The sequence below is a fragment of the Pyrococcus yayanosii CH1 genome (assembly GCF_000215995.1).
Taxonomy (GTDB): domain Archaea; phylum Methanobacteriota_B; class Thermococci; order Thermococcales; family Thermococcaceae; genus Pyrococcus; species Pyrococcus yayanosii.
Genome location: NC_015680.1, coordinates 1,339,127 through 1,355,261, shown reverse-complemented (window position 1 = coordinate 1,355,261; position 16,135 = coordinate 1,339,127). Strand labels below are relative to the sequence as shown.

At 45.8% G+C, this 16,135-nt stretch carries 19 protein-coding genes and 1 tRNA gene; 7 read left to right on the top strand and 13 right to left on the bottom strand.

Features of this window, described 5'->3' with window-relative positions:
* Window positions 1–3: 3 nt before the first annotated feature.
* From PYCH_RS07575 to PYCH_RS07550, 6 genes are read right to left on the bottom strand one after another with little or no spacing between them, the layout of a single operon-like run.
* A complete protein-coding gene (locus PYCH_RS07575) occupies window positions 4–615 on the bottom strand; it encodes a chemotaxis protein CheC (protein WP_013906269.1) in 612 nt (203 codons plus the stop codon).
* The gene (locus PYCH_RS07570) at window positions 612–1,241 is read right to left on the bottom strand and encodes a chemotaxis protein CheC (protein WP_013906268.1); all 630 of its coding nucleotides are present in this window, start codon (window positions 1,239–1,241) and stop codon (window positions 612–614) included. The genes PYCH_RS07575 and PYCH_RS07570 overlap by 4 nt, the downstream gene beginning before the upstream one ends.
* On the bottom strand, window positions 1,234–3,540 hold the full coding sequence (locus PYCH_RS07565; RefSeq protein ID WP_013906267.1) for a chemotaxis protein CheA: 2,307 nt from the start codon (window positions 3,538–3,540) through the stop codon (window positions 1,234–1,236). The genes PYCH_RS07570 and PYCH_RS07565 overlap by 8 nt, the downstream gene beginning before the upstream one ends.
* The gene (locus PYCH_RS07560; RefSeq protein WP_013906266.1) at window positions 3,512–4,621 is read right to left on the bottom strand and encodes a protein-glutamate methylesterase/protein-glutamine glutaminase; all 1,110 of its coding nucleotides are present in this window, start codon (window positions 4,619–4,621) and stop codon (window positions 3,512–3,514) included. The genes PYCH_RS07565 and PYCH_RS07560 overlap by 29 nt, the downstream gene beginning before the upstream one ends.
* 28 nt (window positions 4,622–4,649) lie before the next feature.
* A complete protein-coding gene (locus PYCH_RS07555; RefSeq protein ID WP_013906265.1) occupies window positions 4,650–5,012 on the bottom strand; it encodes a response regulator in 363 nt (120 codons plus the stop codon).
* The gene (locus PYCH_RS07550; RefSeq protein ID WP_013906264.1) at window positions 4,990–5,841 is read right to left on the bottom strand and encodes a CheR family methyltransferase; all 852 of its coding nucleotides are present in this window, start codon (window positions 5,839–5,841) and stop codon (window positions 4,990–4,992) included. Before PYCH_RS07550 ends, PYCH_RS07555 begins: the two co-directional genes overlap by 23 nt.
* Before the next feature lie 305 nt (window positions 5,842–6,146).
* On the opposite strand from PYCH_RS07550, the gene PYCH_RS07545 reads away from it, so the two are divergent.
* The 5 genes from PYCH_RS07545 to PYCH_RS07525 all read left to right on the top strand — a co-directional run bounded on the left by PYCH_RS07545 (window position 6,147) and on the right by PYCH_RS07525 (window position 10,749).
* Window positions 6,147–7,373 carry a methyl-accepting chemotaxis protein gene (locus tag PYCH_RS07545; protein ID WP_013906263.1) on the top strand — a complete coding sequence of 409 codons (1,227 nt, stop codon included), beginning with the start codon at window positions 6,147–6,149 and terminating at the stop codon, window positions 7,371–7,373.
* Window positions 7,374–7,384: 11 nt separating this feature from the next.
* Window positions 7,385–7,822, top strand: coding sequence for a chemotaxis protein CheW (locus PYCH_RS07540; RefSeq protein ID WP_013906262.1), 438 nt, complete (start codon window positions 7,385–7,387; stop codon window positions 7,820–7,822).
* A gap of 61 nt (window positions 7,823–7,883) precedes the next feature.
* On the top strand, window positions 7,884–8,963 hold the full coding sequence (locus PYCH_RS07535; RefSeq protein WP_013906261.1) for a hypothetical protein: 1,080 nt from the start codon (window positions 7,884–7,886) through the stop codon (window positions 8,961–8,963).
* Between the two features lie 173 nt (window positions 8,964–9,136).
* Window positions 9,137–10,060 (top strand): sodium:calcium antiporter, encoded by a 924-nt coding sequence (locus tag PYCH_RS07530; RefSeq protein ID WP_013906260.1) that lies wholly within the window; start codon window positions 9,137–9,139, stop codon window positions 10,058–10,060.
* 11 nt (window positions 10,061–10,071) lie between these two features.
* A complete protein-coding gene (locus PYCH_RS07525) occupies window positions 10,072–10,749 on the top strand; it encodes a hypothetical protein (RefSeq protein WP_013906259.1) in 678 nt (225 codons plus the stop codon).
* Here PYCH_RS07525 and PYCH_RS07520 read toward each other — a convergent pair.
* Window positions 10,715–11,143, bottom strand: a complete 429-nt coding sequence (locus PYCH_RS07520; RefSeq protein WP_013906258.1) for an NfeD family protein — start codon at window positions 11,141–11,143, stop codon at window positions 10,715–10,717. The genes PYCH_RS07525 and PYCH_RS07520 overlap by 35 nt on opposite strands.
* An 18-nt stretch (window positions 11,144–11,161) precedes the next feature.
* On the bottom strand, window positions 11,162–12,106 hold the full coding sequence (locus tag PYCH_RS07515; protein ID WP_013906257.1) for an SPFH domain-containing protein: 945 nt from the start codon (window positions 12,104–12,106) through the stop codon (window positions 11,162–11,164).
* A 140-nt stretch (window positions 12,107–12,246) separates the two neighbouring features.
* Between PYCH_RS07515 and PYCH_RS07510 the strand changes: the two genes are divergently transcribed.
* Window positions 12,247–12,322, top strand: a tRNA-Gln gene (locus PYCH_RS07510).
* Window positions 12,323–12,646: 324 nt separating this feature from the next.
* On the opposite strand, the gene PYCH_RS10195 is transcribed toward PYCH_RS07510, so the two are convergent.
* From PYCH_RS10195 to PYCH_RS07490, 5 genes are all read right to left on the bottom strand, one after another.
* Entirely contained in the window at window positions 12,647–12,889 is a 243-nt protein-coding gene (locus tag PYCH_RS10195) for a hypothetical protein (RefSeq protein WP_013906256.1), read from the bottom strand.
* A 13-nt stretch (window positions 12,890–12,902) separates the two neighbouring features.
* On the bottom strand, window positions 12,903–13,664 hold the full coding sequence (locus PYCH_RS07505) for a nucleotidyl transferase AbiEii/AbiGii toxin family protein (protein ID WP_013906255.1): 762 nt from the start codon (window positions 13,662–13,664) through the stop codon (window positions 12,903–12,905).
* The gene (locus PYCH_RS07500) at window positions 13,654–14,280 is read right to left on the bottom strand and encodes a type IV toxin-antitoxin system AbiEi family antitoxin domain-containing protein (RefSeq protein ID WP_013906254.1); all 627 of its coding nucleotides are present in this window, start codon (window positions 14,278–14,280) and stop codon (window positions 13,654–13,656) included. The genes PYCH_RS07505 and PYCH_RS07500 overlap by 11 nt, the downstream gene beginning before the upstream one ends.
* A 253-nt stretch (window positions 14,281–14,533) precedes the next feature.
* Window positions 14,534–14,755: a hypothetical protein gene (locus tag PYCH_RS09860; protein ID WP_148236219.1), complete on the bottom strand. Its 222-nt coding sequence runs from the start codon at window positions 14,753–14,755 to the stop codon at window positions 14,534–14,536.
* An 82-nt stretch (window positions 14,756–14,837) separates the two neighbouring features.
* Complete coding sequence (locus tag PYCH_RS07490; RefSeq protein WP_013906252.1) at window positions 14,838–15,104, bottom strand: hypothetical protein; 267 nt, start codon at window positions 15,102–15,104, stop codon at window positions 14,838–14,840.
* Between the two features lie 137 nt (window positions 15,105–15,241).
* Here PYCH_RS07490 and PYCH_RS07485 point away from each other — a divergent pair, with 137 nt between their 5' ends.
* Window positions 15,242–16,132: an IS481 family transposase gene (locus PYCH_RS07485; protein ID WP_013906251.1), complete on the top strand. Its 891-nt coding sequence runs from the start codon at window positions 15,242–15,244 to the stop codon at window positions 16,130–16,132.
* Window positions 16,133–16,135: the final 3 nt, after the last annotated feature.

The following is a 16,135-nucleotide window of genomic DNA, read 5'->3' as shown; positions in this document are numbered from 1 at the left end:
GCCTCACTCAGTAACCTGGCTCTCGAGGCGTTTGACTATCTTTGTGAAGGATTCAGGCGTTGGAACGATGTAGAAGTAACTTTCTACACCAACATCCTCTTTGCGAAATCTTGACTTGAATATTATGACGCTTTCCACATTTCTGAGACTAGGCTTGCTGAGCTCCTTCTCTATATCATAGAGAGACTCGGCTGGCTTTGGTGGGCTCAAGGATACCTGTTCGCCTATGAGATTAGCTAGGATGTCCGTGTAAACCGATATCAGGATGTTGCCAACCTCCATGATTGCCGATTTGGCCATTTCGTCGAGTTCCTGCACTGAGCCTGGCTCCATGCCCAGGAGGACCGCTGAGAGGTTAAGGGCACTGGTCTTTGGGAACTGTAGTATTGTCAGGCCTGAGAGCCCCTCGGTTATGTCGAACATCACCGTAAAGCTGTTGGAGACGCCTTTTTTGGCAAGCATCTTGAGGAACTCGACCCTCGGTACTATCTCGACTTCAGGGGCTTCCATGTCTATTGGTCCACCTATCATTTGAGAGAGAGCTGTTAGAGCGTGGGAGACCGCTATATTGGACGCTTCCTTGAATATGTCTTTGTACCATTCTGACTTCTTCATGCCAATCCCCCCAATAATTTTTCAAGTATTTTCCTCATGTCATCTGGTTTTGGAAATATTATGAAATGTTCCTCGAACTCAACGCCACTTATCGTTATTTCAGTCTCAAGGACTATCGTATAGTCGCAGTATTGGCCAATATCAGCAAGGGCAAAATCGAGGATAGCGGGAAGGAAGTCAATGGCAATATTCGGGGGGCTCTGTTCTATGGTTATGCCCAGAAACTCGCTCAGAGCATTGGCAAAGGCCGATATCAAAATGTTTGCAACCTCCATAAAGGATGACTTTACCATGTCATCAATTTCTTGCGTTGTCCCTGGTGGATTGCCCATAAGGACATCGAACATCCTGAGGACATCATCAAAATCGGCTATGAAGAAAGCATGACCGCTGAAGTCTTTTCCCAGCTCGATGTAAACTGTCACCTTGACATCTTCCCCAATGACCTCTGGTACGTGCTTTATCTCGACTATCTTGAGATTTGGAACGGTGATATTGACTTCCTTGCCCGTCATCTGACTCAAAGCGGTGGCGGCATGGGAGGCTCCTATGTTAAAGGTCTCGAGGAGGGCACTCTTTGCGAACTCATCTAGGTTTTTGATGTAGTCTTCATAGTTTTCAGCCATGGTATCCACCTCCAAGGAGGCCTCCAATGTCAATTATCAGAACGACACTTCCGTCTCCAAGTATAGTGGCTCCTGCGAATCCCCTGATGTTGGAGAGGAACTTGCCGAGGCTCTTGATGACTATGTCCCTCTTGTGGAGCAATTCGTCAACGCCTATGGCAACTTTCTGGGCTCCATAATCCACTATTATGGCTGGGAAGCTCTTGGCCTTTGGTATAGGTAGGCCGAAGAGCTCATGGAGCATAATGACAGGTATTATCTCGCCCCTGAGTACTATGACCTCCTTTCCGCCTATCGTCTTCAGTATCTTAGGGTCGATCTCAATGGTCTCAAGGATGTTGTTGATAGGTATAGCGTAGATTTCGTTGGCGACCCTGATGAGAAGAGCCTGGATGATTGCCATGCTTATGGGGAGCTTGAGAATGAATGTCGTGCCCTTCCCTACCTCAGTGTACACGGATATAGAACCGTTCATTGACTTGACGACGTCCTTAACGACGTCCATTCCAACGCCTCTTCCCGAAACGTCCGTAATCTTCTCAGCCGTGCTGAAGCCGGGTAGGAATATTAAGTTGATTGCCTCCTCATCGCTCAGGCTGGCGGCCTCCTCGGGGGTTATTAGGCCCCTCTCTATGGCCTTCCTCTTAACCTTCTCGGGATCTATACCCCTACCATCATCTCTCACAATTATCTCGACGTGGTTTCTCTCCCTTCTAGCTATCAACTCAACTCTTCCGGCTCTCGGCTTGCCGAGCCTCTCCCTCTCCTCAGGTGGCTCTATTCCATGGTCTATGGCGTTCCTCAGGAGGTGGACGAGAGCGTCTCCAAGCTTCTCCAGAATGGTCCTATCAACTTCTATCTCACCACCTTCCATAACGAACTCGACTTCCTTACCCATCTTCCTCGCGAGCTCGCGGACCATTCTCGGGAACTTGTTGAAGACCTCGGCGATAGGCGTGAGGCGCATCTCCATAATTTCGTCTTGGAGCTCTGTGAGAAGCCTTGATAGAGTTGAGAGCGTCTCGATAAGTTCCCTATCTCCAAGGCGCTCAGCTATTTGCTCGAGACGGCCTTTGTTTATTACAAGCTCTCCTACGAGGTTCATCAGCTTATCGAGGTGGGATACATCTATCTTTATCATCCTGGAGACCTTTACCTTAGGAGTCTCTATTGGGGAGGGCTTTTTCGGGGGTTCTGGAGCTTTAAGCTTCTCTTCTTTTTTCTCTTTCGATTTCTTTTCAGTAATTTCCTCTGGGGTTATAAGTATGTTCACAATATCTGGGTGCTTGCTTATGACGCTTTTTATCTCCTCTTCACCCTTGTCAGTTCTAAGGACAACCTCAAAATAAGTGTCATCTATGAGTTTGCCCTCCTCTATTTCCTGAATGCTCGGCTTTGTCTCGACAATCTCACCTATTTCTCTGAGATCCTGAAGTACAAGGAAACCTCTAGGTCCCTTAAGTGGTGCATCCTTTTGGAATTGGACTTTTATCCGGTAATATCTTTGGAGGGTCCCTTCGAGCTTTTCCTCTTCAGAGATGCGCTCCTCAATGATTTCAACTTTTTCGACCTCGGGATGCCGCCTAACTAACTTTTCAATTTCCTCCTTGCTGGCCTCCGTGACTACCTTGAACTCCACAACATCTTGGTTTGCGTTACCATCCTCTATGATTTTTCTATCCGGGTTCGTCCACACGACTTCTCCTATTTCCTCAAGGTCCGAAAGGATGAGAAATGCTCTTACACCCCTCAGCTGAGCGTCCTTGCCGAAGTAGACCTTTATGTGAAACGTCTTTCCGCCTTCTACAGCTGGAGCAGTGGCTTTTTCCTTGGTTTCCTCTTTCTCTTCTTTCTTTTCCTCGACTGCTGGTTTTTCCTCCTTCTTGGATTTGCCCTCGCCCATAAGCTCGTCTGCCCTGGCGAAGAGTTCTGAGACGTCAATGTCTCCTTCGCTCTGAGTCTCTTCTATGTTATCCACCATAGCCTCTATGGCGTCGAGGAACTCCAAGACGAGGTCAACGACCTCAGGTGTCGGCTCGACGAGGCCGTTTCTTATGGCGTCAAATAGGTTCTCCATCTTATGGGCGGTCTCGCTAAGCTTCATGAAGCCCATCGTGGCCGCGGTGCCCTTGAGGGTGTGGGCATCCCTGAATATCTGGTTTATTACCTCCATTTTCTCTTCTTCACTACCTCCCTCCTTCACGAGCTTCTCCAAGGTAAGTATTGCGTTGCTGAGGCTGTCTATTCTCTCTCTCGCATCCGCAAGGAATTCATCGAGATATTGAGAAAGGTCTTCCACCGCCTCCACCCCCTCGCCACACCTTCTCGACTGCCGTGACCACGGTCTCTGGGATTTTATCTAGAGGAACAATATAGTCAACCATACCGGTCTCTATCGCGGCCTTGGGCATCCCGAAGATTATAGAGGTTTCTTTGTCCTGTGCTATCGTTATCCCACCTTTCTTCTTGATGGCAACTATTCCCTGGGCTCCGTCGCGCCCCATACCCGTCATCACTACCCCCACGGTCTTCCTACCAAAAACATTGGCCGCGGATATCATCATAGGATCTGCCGCTGGTCTGACGCCGTGTATCTTAGGCTTCTTATTGAGAGTTATAACAGGCTTACCATTCCTCAGGGTCACTTCCATGTGGTAATCGCCGGGGGCCACATAGGCCTTTCCTTCCTCCACAACGTCCCCCTCTTCGGCCTCCTTGACATCTATTTTGGAGACATTATCGAGCCTCTTGGCGAAGGAGCGGGTGAAGCCGGGCGGCATGTGCTGGACGAGAAGGATACCAGCCTTTAGATTCTCGGGGAACTTGGGGAATATCTTGAGAAGTGATTGGGGGCCACCAGTTGAAGCCGCTATGGCTACTGCGACCCTAGCTGGAACTGAGGGTTTCATTCTCTTGGCCTTCTGGACGCGAAGAAGCCTAACTCGCTTTAGCTCAAGAAACCTCCTTGGAACGCGGGCGGCCTCCTTTATCTTGGCGATTATTTCATCTTTCATTTCTTTCATGTTTATTGAGATTGAGGAGGAGGGCTTGGGAATGAAGTCTATGGCCCCATATTCAAGGGCCTTAATCGTGGCCTCAGCTCCCTCCTGTGTTAGGGCGCTTATCATTATGACGGGGGTTGGATATTTGTTCATGATGACCCTCAAGGCATCGAGGCCGTTCATTCTGGGCATTTCTACGTCAAGTGTTATGACGTCTGGTCGGTGTTGTCTAACCATTTCTATAGCCTCTATGCCATCTCGGGCCTCGCAGCAGACCTCCAGCTCAGGATCGGAGTTTATTATATCTCGAAGGATTTTTCTCATGAAGGCTGAATCATCAACCACGAGGACCCTAATTTTCCGCTGCCCTAGGGGCATTAGGGCCACCACCGAATAAAATTTTAATTTAAGAGGAGAGAACCCTGTTGACTTCCTCAATGACTTTGGGTGCCTGGAAAGGCTTGACTATATAGCCTTTGGCGCCGCTTTTTAGAGCCTCCATAACTTTGGCCTCTTGTCCGACTGCAGTTATCATGATTATCTTGGCGTTTGGGTCTATTTTCATGATCTCCTTGACAGCCGTTATGCCGTCCATCTCTGGCATGACTATGTCCATCGTCACAAGGTCTGGCTTAAGTTGTTTGTATTTTTCAACTGCTTCCTTTCCATTGCTGGCTTCTCCAACCACCTGGTGGCCGGCCTGGGTCAGTATCTTCTTTAGGAGCATTCTCATAAAAGCTGCATCATCAACCACCAATATTCTTGCCATACCCCTTCACCTCCAGGTTCTTTTTATATATCCTTGCGACAAGGTCATAAAGTTTGAATAGATGAGCGGACTTGCCCAGTATCGTTTCGGTTTTGCCCAAGATTAGGTAGCCATGGTCTTCGAGAGATTCATAGAGCTTCATAAATATCTCCTCCTGGGCTTCTCGGTTCATGTATATCAGCACATTGCGAATAAATATCACATCGAAACCAACTGGATATTTGGAGCTGAGGAGGTTAAACCAGCGGAAGTTTACGAGTTTTCGAATCTCAGGTTTGATTCTATATCTCTCATTGACTTTGACGAAGTACTTGGGAATCATGTGCTTGGGAACCTGCTTTTCGACGGCGTCCTCAGGATATTCTCCCCTCATGGCAACATGCAGGGCTTCTCTATCTATGTCCGTAGCCAATATTGAAACCCTGAAACCATCAAGGTTAGGGCCTAGGACTTCGTAAAAACTCATTGCAATGGAATAAGGTTCTTGACCGGTTGAGCAAGCGGCGCTCCACACCTTTATGCTGCTTTGATGATGCTTCCTTTTAAAATCCACTAATTCGGGAATTACTTTCTTTTGAAATGTTTTCCATACTATGGGATCCCTGAAGAACTCCGTTACGTTTATGGCAATCGTGAGTAGCAATTCTTCAAACTCCTCTTTGCTTTTCTTCAATAGCTGGTAGTATTCCACGTAGCTAGCTATGCCGAGCTTTCTCATTCTGGCCCTTATTCTTCTACGTAAGTAGGAATCCTTATATGCGTCCATCTTGGCACCTAAACGTTTGAATATTTCGGCCTTGATGAGCTGGAAAGCTTTTTCCTCCTCCATTGGACCTCCCTCTTTAGTTAGGTCTTTGGTTAGGGTATATCTAATAATTTAATCCGAACTCTTGTCCATTATACAATAATTGCTAATCTTCAATAAAAATATTTTGTATGTAGCTGATTGTGTAGGTGCCTTTGTAGGTTTTTACATCTTAAAATGAGCACATGCGTTTTATGTAGAGGGGTATTTTGGCTAACGAAAACTTTTTAATCCTGAATGAGTTTAACATAATAACACGAAAATTAAATTAAACTTTGTCCAATCACGCACCCGATTATCTTGGCAAGAATCTGGGGGAGGGGTCAACGTTGAAGAAAAACGTGTGGACAATTGCATCCCCCATACTTGCAGCTTTTCTAGCTCAATATTCTCTTCTGCTAGGTGTCGCTTGTGGAGTGGCAATTCTAATTCCTCTCTTAAGAAAAGGAGAGACTAAAAGGGCTAGTCTATACAACATAGTCATGAAATATATTCGCGAGCTCGTCGAGGGGAAAAGTCCCGAGGTTCCAGTTGATTTGCCACTCATAGATAGAGGAATTCTCGAAAGACTTTCAAGGATGATAGAAAGAGTTGGAAAAGATACTAAAACGCCTGTACCTGCGTCCTCTGGGATTAGGAATAGTGTTGAAGAAGTTAGAGCTCATTTGGAGGAAGGTAAAAAACTTGTAGAGAGTATTGAGGCGGATTTCGAAAGTATTAACATTGAGGAACTTAAAAACGCCGACAACCTCATTAATCTCTTAGAGAGGGAGAAGAGCAAGGTCGCTGAACTCAATGATTACATTCAGACTCTTTCTGCAGGTATAGAAGAAATGAATGTTCAGGCACAACAATTGGCTGAATTTGCTCTAGAATCTGCCTCAGTGGCAGAAAAGGGACGGGAGATCTCGGACAATGCTGCTTTAAAAGTGTCCAGAATTAGCGAGGTCAGTAAGGGCATGGAAGATGCCATTAATATCTTGGCAGAATATTCAAAAAGGATTGATGAAATAGTCGATGTTATCACTACAATAGCGGGTCAGACTAACCTTCTTGCTTTGAATGCCGCTATAGAGGCTGCTAGGGCAGGAGAAGCTGGTAAAGGATTTGCAGTTGTAGCTGAAAACATAAGAGAACTTGCAGATCGCTCGAGGGCGTCCGCAGAGCAAATTGGGAATCTTATTAGGGATATGCAGGAAAACATAAATAAAGTTATAGATTCCATACGGGAGAACACTAATGCTACCCAAGAGGTCAGGGAGGCAATACAGGAACTCATAGCAGCGTTTGACGATATAGCAAGGAGAGCAAATGAAACAGCTACAATGGTTAAGGAGCTTTCAGAGGGTATAGAAGATCAGGCCAACTCCGTTCAAATGCTCGTGGAAAATATTGACTCAATTTCCCAAAATATGTCAGAAACTATAGAGTTTGCCATGGATCTTGTTGAGAAGGTCCGTGGGGCTATATCTCTTGCCGAGACCATTAGGGATAAAATCTCCCGGACTGAGGTAATACTAAACCGGGTGCTCGAATATCTTGGTAAAGTTTCGTGAGGTGATGGTGTATGACAGAGGTTCAGGTTGTCGCCTTTAGGTTGGGAAATGAGGAATTCTGCCTTGAAATATCCAAAGTCAGGGAAATAAAGGACATGATGCCAATAACAAGGGTGCCAAATGCTCCGGACTTTGTCGAGGGTGTCATAAACCTTAGAGGTCAGATAACAACCGTTGTAAATCTGAAGAAGCTGCTGGGGTATTATGATGAGGGTGATCTTGAGAACAAGAAAATAATAATTGCCGAAGTTAATGGAGAAATAGTGGGAGTTATCGTGGATGCCGTTTCGGACGTATTAACCCTCACGGAGGACCAGATAGAACAGCCCCCCAAGACGTTGGCTTCCAAGGTGGACATGAGGTTTATTAAAGGCATAGCAAAAATAAACAACGGCGAGAGGCTTCTTATAATGCTTGATCTCGACAAGCTGCTTGGAGAGAGCATTTGATGCTAATCTTTTTTAATTCCTTACGTCACATTTAAATATATTCGAGCTGAATTTCAGAGAGATGTCCCTCGAGGTAATTTCAATAATCTTGGCCATCGTTGTTGGTGTTGTCTTGGCCTACTATGTCCATACAATCGTTAACAAAGTTACTGGAAGATATTTCGAATTAAGAGACTTAGTTGAGGAATATAGGAAGGATGTTGGGAAGGTTAGAGAATGGGTTCAGGAGGAGCTCAGAAAGTTTGAGAAAAGGCTGAGTAAGGAGGAAAGAAAAGAGAAAGACGCCCTTGAGGATGTGTTCTCATGGAAACTTAAGGGGCTTCAGGACAAATTGTCATCCCTTGACAAGGAACTTAAGGAACTAAGGGGTAAATTACTTGGGCTTGAAAACGTCGTCCCAAAGATAAGTGAGCTTGATAAGAGGATTAACGAACTTAATTCGGTCTTTGAAGATGTTAAAAAGGAAGTCAAGGAAGAGCTAAAGCAGGAAGTACTATCTGAGCTTGAAGAGGAAATTGAAAAGCTCGAGACCGTGATAGAGAGGCGGAAGGATGAAGAACTTCGGGAGTTCCTGGATCTCCTGACGATTGCGATAGACCTGCCTCCCGAGAAGATTCGGGATGGCCTCTACCAAGCAAAGAGGGGGCTCCTCTCCCTTAGGGATATTGGGAAGGTCTATGTGCTGACCGGAAAAGGCCGGGAAGAGTTTGAAAAGCTGAGGGAAAACCTTGTGTCCCTGCTCAAAGACCTCAGAAAGCTCGCCGTTATAGCGGCGCCCAAAGAGGAGATATACTCTTCTTTGACCTCTGTAATAGTTGGTGTCAAGAGATTAAAGCTTCCAATGGAGGAGGGTGGGAAGGAACTCGGACCTGAAAAGAGCTTCATCAAGATTCACCGCACCCTTTACGAGCTGGTGGGAATTCTTGACCGCGTAGGAGAAGCTATAGAACAGCCGGTGCCTGTGACGCCCATAGAGAAGGAGTTCTACGAGAAGCTGAGGCTTCAGTTTGAGGAACTAAAGAGACTTGAGAAGCAGGTGCAGGAGCTCATTGCAAGCGTGGGCGTCAAGGTCGAGGAAGAGGAGGAGAAGGACAGAGATCTGAAGGAGATAGAGTCTATCCTGAGGGACCTCGGGGTTTAGGGATCATGCCTCATTTGATAGTGCTTCTGGTCATGTCTGATGGTGGTAACCTGCCCGATGAACCACCGCAATTCACGGCTGGGAGGAGTCAGCTGCCTTCAGCATCGGGTTAGATTTAAAAAGAATTGTTCTTGAAACTGGGCTGGGGAAAGGCCTTGCTGACGGAGGTGCTTATGTTCATTGTGGGCCTTCTCTTGCTCATCAAGGGAAGTGACATCTTCGTTGAGGCTGCCACGAGAGTTGCGAAGAACTTCGGCGTCAGCGAGTTCGTGATAGCCCTTGTCCTAGCCAGCATCGCTACGACGCTTCCTGAGGTTACGGTCTCGGCTGTGTCATCGTATCAAGGAAACACCGATGTGGCCCTTGGAAACGCCATAGGAAGTGCCCTCGCCAACATCGCTCTTATATTGGCTATATCTGCCCTTATAATGCCTCTTAAGGTGGATAAAATAGCTGGAGAAAACTCACTGATAATGCTCATAGTTACTCTCTACGTCTGGTTCCTCATGCGGGATGGTGTAATAAGCCGGTTCGATGGGCTTTCCTTAGTTCTCATGTACGCTGCCTTCCTGTACTACCTCTACAGAAAGCATGTAAGGCTGGAGGATGTTAGTGCGGGGAGAAGCGGCGATTTTAAAAAGGATGTTCTCGTGCTCTTACTTTCTGGCGTTATGGTAATCGCCGGAGCGAAGCTCGTCGTTAAGGGTGCGGTCACGATTGCAATTGCCTTGGGCGTTCCCGAGGTCGTCATAGGAGTGACACTCGTGTCCATTGGAACGTCCCTTCCAGAATTCGCCAACTCCCTTATGGCGACCCTGAAGAAGGTGCCAAACGTAAGCGTCGGAAACATTGTGGGGGCAAATATCCTTGACATGCTCATGGTTATTGGTGTTGCCTCTATCATAAGGCCGTTACCTGTTCATGAGAGTATATTCTCTGTGGTTATGCCTTTTACGCTCGTCGTTATGGCTCTCTTGACATTCTCTCTCTTCAAGAATCACCAGGTTAGCAGGAAGACTGCCGTTGTCCTCCTCGCGATATATGTCTACTTCCTCTGGCTTTGGATCGAGGGAAAGGTGTATATACCCGGGGGATAAAGAAGGTAGGGATGAAGCTTGTTCCCAGCGTGGCCTATCTAAGGATTCAGAGGCAGGCTTACATAGGCTATTCCATGGCACTCGCCGGATGGCTGGGTGAAGCTCTATTAGAAAAAGGATTTCCCAAGCCCCGCTTCGTAAGGAGAGCTCTTGCTAAGCTAGGTTTCTCCTTTTCTGGAGAGAATTCCGATGACTCCACAGTAACGCTCTTCTACACGAAGGGGAGCGTTGCCCTAACTGCCAGCTGGAACGTTGAGAGGGAGGCTCTCTTCCTCCAGCTGTTTCCCCTTAGGTCTCGCCTATCGAGGGGCGTGACCGTGAGGGTAGAGCACATTGAGTTTTACGAACAGGATGTCGTGAGCATAGAGCCCGCCCAGAAGCTCCCCCCGGGCATCAGGAGCATCGGGATAAACCCCTTAATCTTGGAAGAAGGCGTTCCGGTGAGTCTCCCCTACTGGGGAATGCTCCATGAGGATTGGGAAGAGGATTTAAAGATACTCGTGATGCTGGATGGTGTTTTTGAGAGGCTGAGAGGGGAAGAGTATAAGTGTCCAGTGTGTTTTGCGCCCCTTAGGAGCGCCGGAGACTACCTTGTCTGCGACAGGTGTGGCTTCGTGTATACATCGGAGACATCCTTCGAGACGACGCTGGAAGTTATCCCTTTGGAGGAGTCCGTTTTTTCACTCTGAGCTTCACGCCGTCAACGTCGACAACGATGACCTCATCCCCGACGCTTAGAGGATCGTCGCTGAGAGCTATCCACTTATCTCCCTCAAGCTCTACTAGGTAGTGGTCTTCTGCAACCTTAACGACCAGCCCAACTTTTCCCCTGAGCTCGAAGGTATACTTCTTTTTCCCTATATCCAAGGTTTCCCTCTTAATGAGCCTCGCGAAGGCGAGGTAACCCACGACGGCAGCAATCAATGAGACAACGAAGGCGGTATAGAAATGCACGTTGAAGATCATGAGAAGGCCCAATACGGCGAAGGCTATTCCTATGGGGGTTATGAATGCCGAGATTACCATGTCGAGAACGATTATCAGGAGGCCCAAAATTAGAAGAAGGTATGGAAGACCATCCATGTTCTCACCCTTCAGGCTTTACTCCATTAGGTCTTTAAGCTTTTGTAAGTCCTCATTGCTTGAACTTTTGTCCCCTTCGGTTGTCTTTTCCCCCTTCAGAGGCTCGGTGTTCTTGACCTTCTGGAGGATTCTTAGCAGGCCTATTAAAGCCTCGGTGTCATAGGGCACTATGAGGTTACCGTATTTGGCCAACTCGGGCAGCTTCTCGATGTACTGAAGCGTGAGGTACTTCTCGTCCGCTTCTTTCAGGGCTTCGAGGACCTTCCTTATGGCTTTGGCCTGACCCTCGGCGATGAGTATCTGCCTCTGCTTTTCACCCTCGGCCCTAAGGATAGCCGCCTGCCTTTCACCCTCCGCCTCCTTGATGGCAGCTTCCTTCTTACCCTCCGCGAGAAGTATCATTGCCCTCTTTTCTCTTTCAGCCGTCATCTGCTTGGCCATGGCTTCCTGTATATCCTTCGGCGGGTCTATGCGCTGTATCTCAACGCGGGTAATCTTGACGCCCCAGCGGTCTGTTATCTTGTCGAGCTCTTCTCTCAAGCGGGCATTGATTATGTCCCTGCCGCTGAGCGTTTCATCAAGCTCCATCTCGCCGATTATGGCCCTCAGGTTAGTTTGGGCCAGCTTGACTATCGCTATCAGAAAGTCGCTGACGTTGTAAACGGCCTTGATTGGGTCGATTACTTGGTAGTAGACGACGGCATCAACGGTAACAACGACGTTGTCCTTACAGATAACCTCCTGGGGTGGAACATCGACAACGTGCTCGCGCATGTCCACTACCTTGACGCGTTCCATGAAAGGGATGATAAAATGGATGCCTGGCTCGAGAATCCTGTTGAACTTTCCTAACCTCTCGACGAGGCCTTTCTGGTATGGCCGAATTACCTTAACACTCAGGAGGAGCATCAACAGGAGAAACAGTCCCAAGATTACAAGGGCAAGACCTCCACCGCCGAGCATAGCTTCACCTCGCCCCGATTCTGACGAGCTTGTATTTAAGATTTTCTATAGACTATGGTGTTCGGGAATATTGACAAATGGTAATTTATTCGTGGCCTTAAACCTTTTTAAACCCTTTTCTAGCATTATCTCTTGGATGTAGCCCCGTGGTGTAGCGGCCAAGCATGCGGGACTTTGGATCCCGCGACCCGGGTTCGAATCCCGGCGGGGCTACCATAGAGCCCTGCAATTTCTCTAAACACTGCTCCCATAGCCCTACCGAACAATTCCATGAAGAACTCAAGCCCATTGGCTGGAAACTTCTCTTCTGGCGCTTCTTCATAATGGGTCGCGAGACCATTTTTGTGTCCCGTGACCCATCTCTCAGGTTCTAAGTTCGAACCATTTTTTCGTCTTTGCATGGCCGCCACCACGGAAAGTTTTCAGCCTGTTAATGTGTTCTTTGATATTAATAAGTCTTTTTCATGCCCTGATTAAAAAGGATCTAAGAGTTGTAGATGATTCGATTTTCAAGGGGATCACATGACCTGAAGTCTTTTGTTACCACTCCTTAATGAAGATTGCAAATCTCTCTGATTCAACCAATTCAAGCAATTCTTTCCTGAGAGATTCTACAAACTCAAAGAACTTATCCTTGTCAAATTCTTCAACAATGAGGACAGCGTCTTTTTCAACTTCTGGCTTGAGCACATTCAAGTAATCTTCTCGCTTGAGCTCTTCAAGGGTCTTCAAGAGGTTCTCACGTGCATTGTTGCTCATGCTGAGGTAATTCTTCACCTTCATTATTATTTGCTTCTCATATTTTTTTAATTTTCAGCCCCTTAACCTGATGGAGCTTGTAAAGGTCATACAAATCACGCAGTTTGAATTCCCTCCTTGTTAGAATAGCCCTCACTTTCTCAATCAAAATTTCCTTATCCTGATATGCTGAAACCCTAATGGGATAATAATTCCCGAGAAACTCAATGTATTTCTCATAATCATCAACTCCCAATTCCACCTTTTTCCATGATAGAAGAGTGTGAGCTTTTGCTGTTTTGGGTTTAAATGCAAACTTTTCAGCATAGTTGAACTCCAGTTTTATCTTCTCTCCTGCGGGAGAATAGGCAATTATTTCTCTAAACCAGCCGGGCCCTATCAAAAAGCTAAAGTAGCGGTGATTGTTAAAGTCACTGTGATCTCTGTAATAAAACTCCAATCCCAAGTCTCTTGCAATGCAATTCAGTGTTTCGGCAATTTTTCCCGTCTCTTCACTTAGGAATTTCTTGAGTTTACTCCTTGACATCTCTTGGAGTTCTTCACTGTTTCTGTAGGCAAAATCTAAATCCCTGCTAAAGCGGTAATAGCCCAGATGGCACTTAACCAAGCATGTCCCACCTTTGAAAACATAGTTCTCTCTAAAATAAGGGTCTTTTTCAAGCTCTTTGAGGATGGTGTGAATGATGTAGTCCCACTCAACCAACTCTACGTTTTTAATACCAACCTTCTTGGAAACAAAATTGGCAAATCCCTTCCTCTCGCTCTCCCTAATTTTGAAGAGAAGTTCGTTATTCAACATCACCAACCACCTTTGCAATGGACTCTGGATATTTCTCCAAATACTTCTTCAACTTCTTCCAGTCTGCACTATCTTTGTATTCTCTCCAGATTCTTAAAGCCAGTTCTTTTGAAATTGTCCCATAGTTTCCAAAGTAGAGGAAATCTAAAAGTATTTTTTCTAAATCAGAAATTTTCATATCGCCTTTTTCCACTATTCCAAAGTCAAATAGCTTTCTTTTGGTTTTGATTATTCTGACCGGAGTTCCATTTACGCGGATGATTTTTGTCCTTGCAATCTTGTCGTTGATTATGAAAATTGTAGTGTAGTGCTCGTGAGTTAATCCATTTAGAACCAATGCTGTGAAGAGGCCAAAGTACCAGTTTTTCGTTACTTTGTTCATTCCCAATGAAAGGAGTTTGTAAATTGTGGGAGAGCTCTTAAAAGAGAACTCAACTGGCGTTTTAACATAATAGAGCCCCCTTAGAATTCTTATGATGTAGCCATACTGAATGAGGTAGTTTACAAGGTAATCTACATCATCTACTTTCAAATAAGTGGAAAGCTTTTCCAGATCTTCTTTTGTAATGACTTTGCCCCCAAATTCAGCCAGGAGTATTTGAGTAATTGGTCTCATGATATTTATTTTGAATAACAACCAATAAAAAGTTAGTGGTTGTTATTCAAATTCTGTGGAAGTGAACCCCCTATCACGGGTGATGGAGCATCACTTGACAGGATTTTTTACAGATGAAGAAATACAAACGTCATGTAAGATTAATACACAAGAAATTATCTGTTAGCGATTATCTTTTTCTTGATTTTTTGTAGCTTTTGAGTTTTCTCTGCCAATTTCCTCTTTGGCCTCTCTCAAGAAGTTTTGAGGAGAATCAGGGATGATATTGAATAGCTCGGATAAGATAAGGATGGTTTTCTTTTCTTCCATTTTTGTCTTTTGGTATTCTCTTTCTAAAGGCAGGAAATATCCCGTAGTCAATGTTTAGACTTAGTTCACCAACCTTTAGCTTTCCCTCATCTGAATATGTCTCTCTCCAAGAAGTCAAGGAATTCCCCTGCTTCATCTCCAGTAAGTTCTTCTCTTTGAATCTCATCTTCTGTCACTGTTTCAATTTCGATTTCGGACTTTAACGGAATGTAAAGAAGATAGACCTGGGAGTCCGCAGGGGTTCACCCCTACCTTTTCTTCTTATTTGAGACCGTCTTTGCTTTAGCAAGTCTCTGCTTTACCAGCTCCACGACAACTTTGTAAACCTCCAGTTGCTCTTCCTCAGTTAAGCCAAGAACCTCAAAGATGACTTTATCCAAGCTAACGTCGTCTGGATTGATGTTGCTTAAGTCACGGTTAGGCTTTGGAAGACCGAGCTCTTCGAAGATAGATTTGATTTCATAATCTTTTAGTTTTTCAAATATTTGCTGTAGCTGTTTTGTGAATACAACCAAAGCTTTAAACCTGTCCTAGACCCATGACCTAGGTCACTTGGCTTCGAGATTTGAAATTCGTCTTTTCTCTATTATGGTCGCCATCTCATGGTGTTGTATCCCAAAATTATTTCGCTAGACTTATTAGTCATAAAAGCATGAAGTTAGATTCAGAGAAGGTTAAGCTGATAATAATACTGTACAGGACAACAAAATTCAGCACTAAAACAATCAGCAAACTACTGAAAATCTCCAGAAGAAGAGTCCAGCGAATAATCAAACACTATAAGGAAACTGGAAAACCCCCAGAACTGAAAAAACCCGGCAGAAAACCAAAACCAATCCCAGAAGACATCAAAATACTAATCCTGAAAGCCCACCAGAAATCAAAATATCAGGGCCCAGTGCACTTAGAAAAATGGATTGAAGAACAATACGGGGTACACGTCCCGCACAACACGATTTACAAAGTTCTAAAGGAGGCAGGCCTCGTGGCTGAGAGAAAACGCAGGAAAAAACCTCGGAGGTTCGAGGCAGAATACTCTAACCAGCTCTGGCAGATGGACTGGAAGGTTTTAAATTGGAGAGGCGAGCGGAAATACCTTCTAACAATCATGGATGATGCTTCCAGAATGGTTTTGGCTTATGGTTTGTTTGATGAGATGACTGGGGAGAATACTGTTAAGTTGTTGGCGGAGGCTATTGCTGAGTTTGGTTTGCCGGAGGCTGTTTTGACGGATAATGGTGCTCAGTTTGTTGCTCGGAAGGGTGGGCGGAGTAAGTTTCAGAGGTTTTTGGCTGCTTTAGGGGTCAGGCATATTAGAGCTTCTGTGCGGCATCCTCAGACTTTGGGGAAGGTTGAGAGGTTTCACAGGACTGTTGAGGAGAAGGCTGTGTTGTTTGATGATTTTGGGGAGTTTATCTGGTGGTATAACTGGAGTAAGCCGCATAGGGGATTGAATTATGGTTTTCCTAGTAGGGTTTATCTGGAGAAGGTTCCTGTTGGTTTGAAGCTGTGGTGGTTGTTTCGGGGGGTGGGTGCTGAATGATGC

Excerpts from the sequence above, each read along its gene's own strand:
- PYCH_RS07575 (WP_013906269.1), bottom strand. The coding sequence starts at position 615 with ATGAAGAAGTCAGAATGGTACAAAGACATATTCAAGGAAGCGTCCAAT.
- PYCH_RS07570 (WP_013906268.1), bottom strand. The coding sequence starts at position 1,241 with ATGGCTGAAAACTATGAAGACTACATCAAAAACCTAGATGAGTTCGCA.
- PYCH_RS07560 (WP_013906266.1), bottom strand. The coding sequence starts at position 4,621 with ATGCCCCTAGGGCAGCGGAAAATTAGGGTCCTCGTGGTTGATGATTCA.
- PYCH_RS07555 (WP_013906265.1), bottom strand. The coding sequence starts at position 5,012 with ATGGCAAGAATATTGGTGGTTGATGATGCAGCTTTTATGAGAATGCTC.
- PYCH_RS07550 (WP_013906264.1), bottom strand. The coding sequence starts at position 5,841 with ATGGAGGAGGAAAAAGCTTTCCAGCTCATCAAGGCCGAAATATTCAAA.
- PYCH_RS07540 (WP_013906262.1), top strand. The coding sequence starts at position 7,385 with ATGACAGAGGTTCAGGTTGTCGCCTTTAGGTTGGGAAATGAGGAATTC.
- PYCH_RS07535 (WP_013906261.1), top strand. The coding sequence starts at position 7,884 with ATGTCCCTCGAGGTAATTTCAATAATCTTGGCCATCGTTGTTGGTGTT.
- PYCH_RS07530 (WP_013906260.1), top strand. The coding sequence starts at position 9,137 with ATGTTCATTGTGGGCCTTCTCTTGCTCATCAAGGGAAGTGACATCTTC.
- PYCH_RS07525 (WP_013906259.1), top strand. The coding sequence starts at position 10,072 with ATGAAGCTTGTTCCCAGCGTGGCCTATCTAAGGATTCAGAGGCAGGCT.
- PYCH_RS07520 (WP_013906258.1), bottom strand. The coding sequence starts at position 11,143 with ATGGATGGTCTTCCATACCTTCTTCTAATTTTGGGCCTCCTGATAATC.
- PYCH_RS07515 (WP_013906257.1), bottom strand. The coding sequence starts at position 12,106 with ATGCTCGGCGGTGGAGGTCTTGCCCTTGTAATCTTGGGACTGTTTCTC.
- PYCH_RS10195 (WP_013906256.1), bottom strand. The coding sequence starts at position 12,889 with ATGAAGGTGAAGAATTACCTCAGCATGAGCAACAATGCACGTGAGAAC.
- PYCH_RS07505 (WP_013906255.1), bottom strand. The coding sequence starts at position 13,664 with ATGTTGAATAACGAACTTCTCTTCAAAATTAGGGAGAGCGAGAGGAAG.
- PYCH_RS07500 (WP_013906254.1), bottom strand. The coding sequence starts at position 14,280 with ATGAGACCAATTACTCAAATACTCCTGGCTGAATTTGGGGGCAAAGTC.
- PYCH_RS09860 (WP_148236219.1), bottom strand. The coding sequence starts at position 14,755 with ATGAGATTCAAAGAGAAGAACTTACTGGAGATGAAGCAGGGGAATTCC.
- PYCH_RS07485 (WP_013906251.1), top strand. The coding sequence starts at position 15,242 with ATGAAGTTAGATTCAGAGAAGGTTAAGCTGATAATAATACTGTACAGG.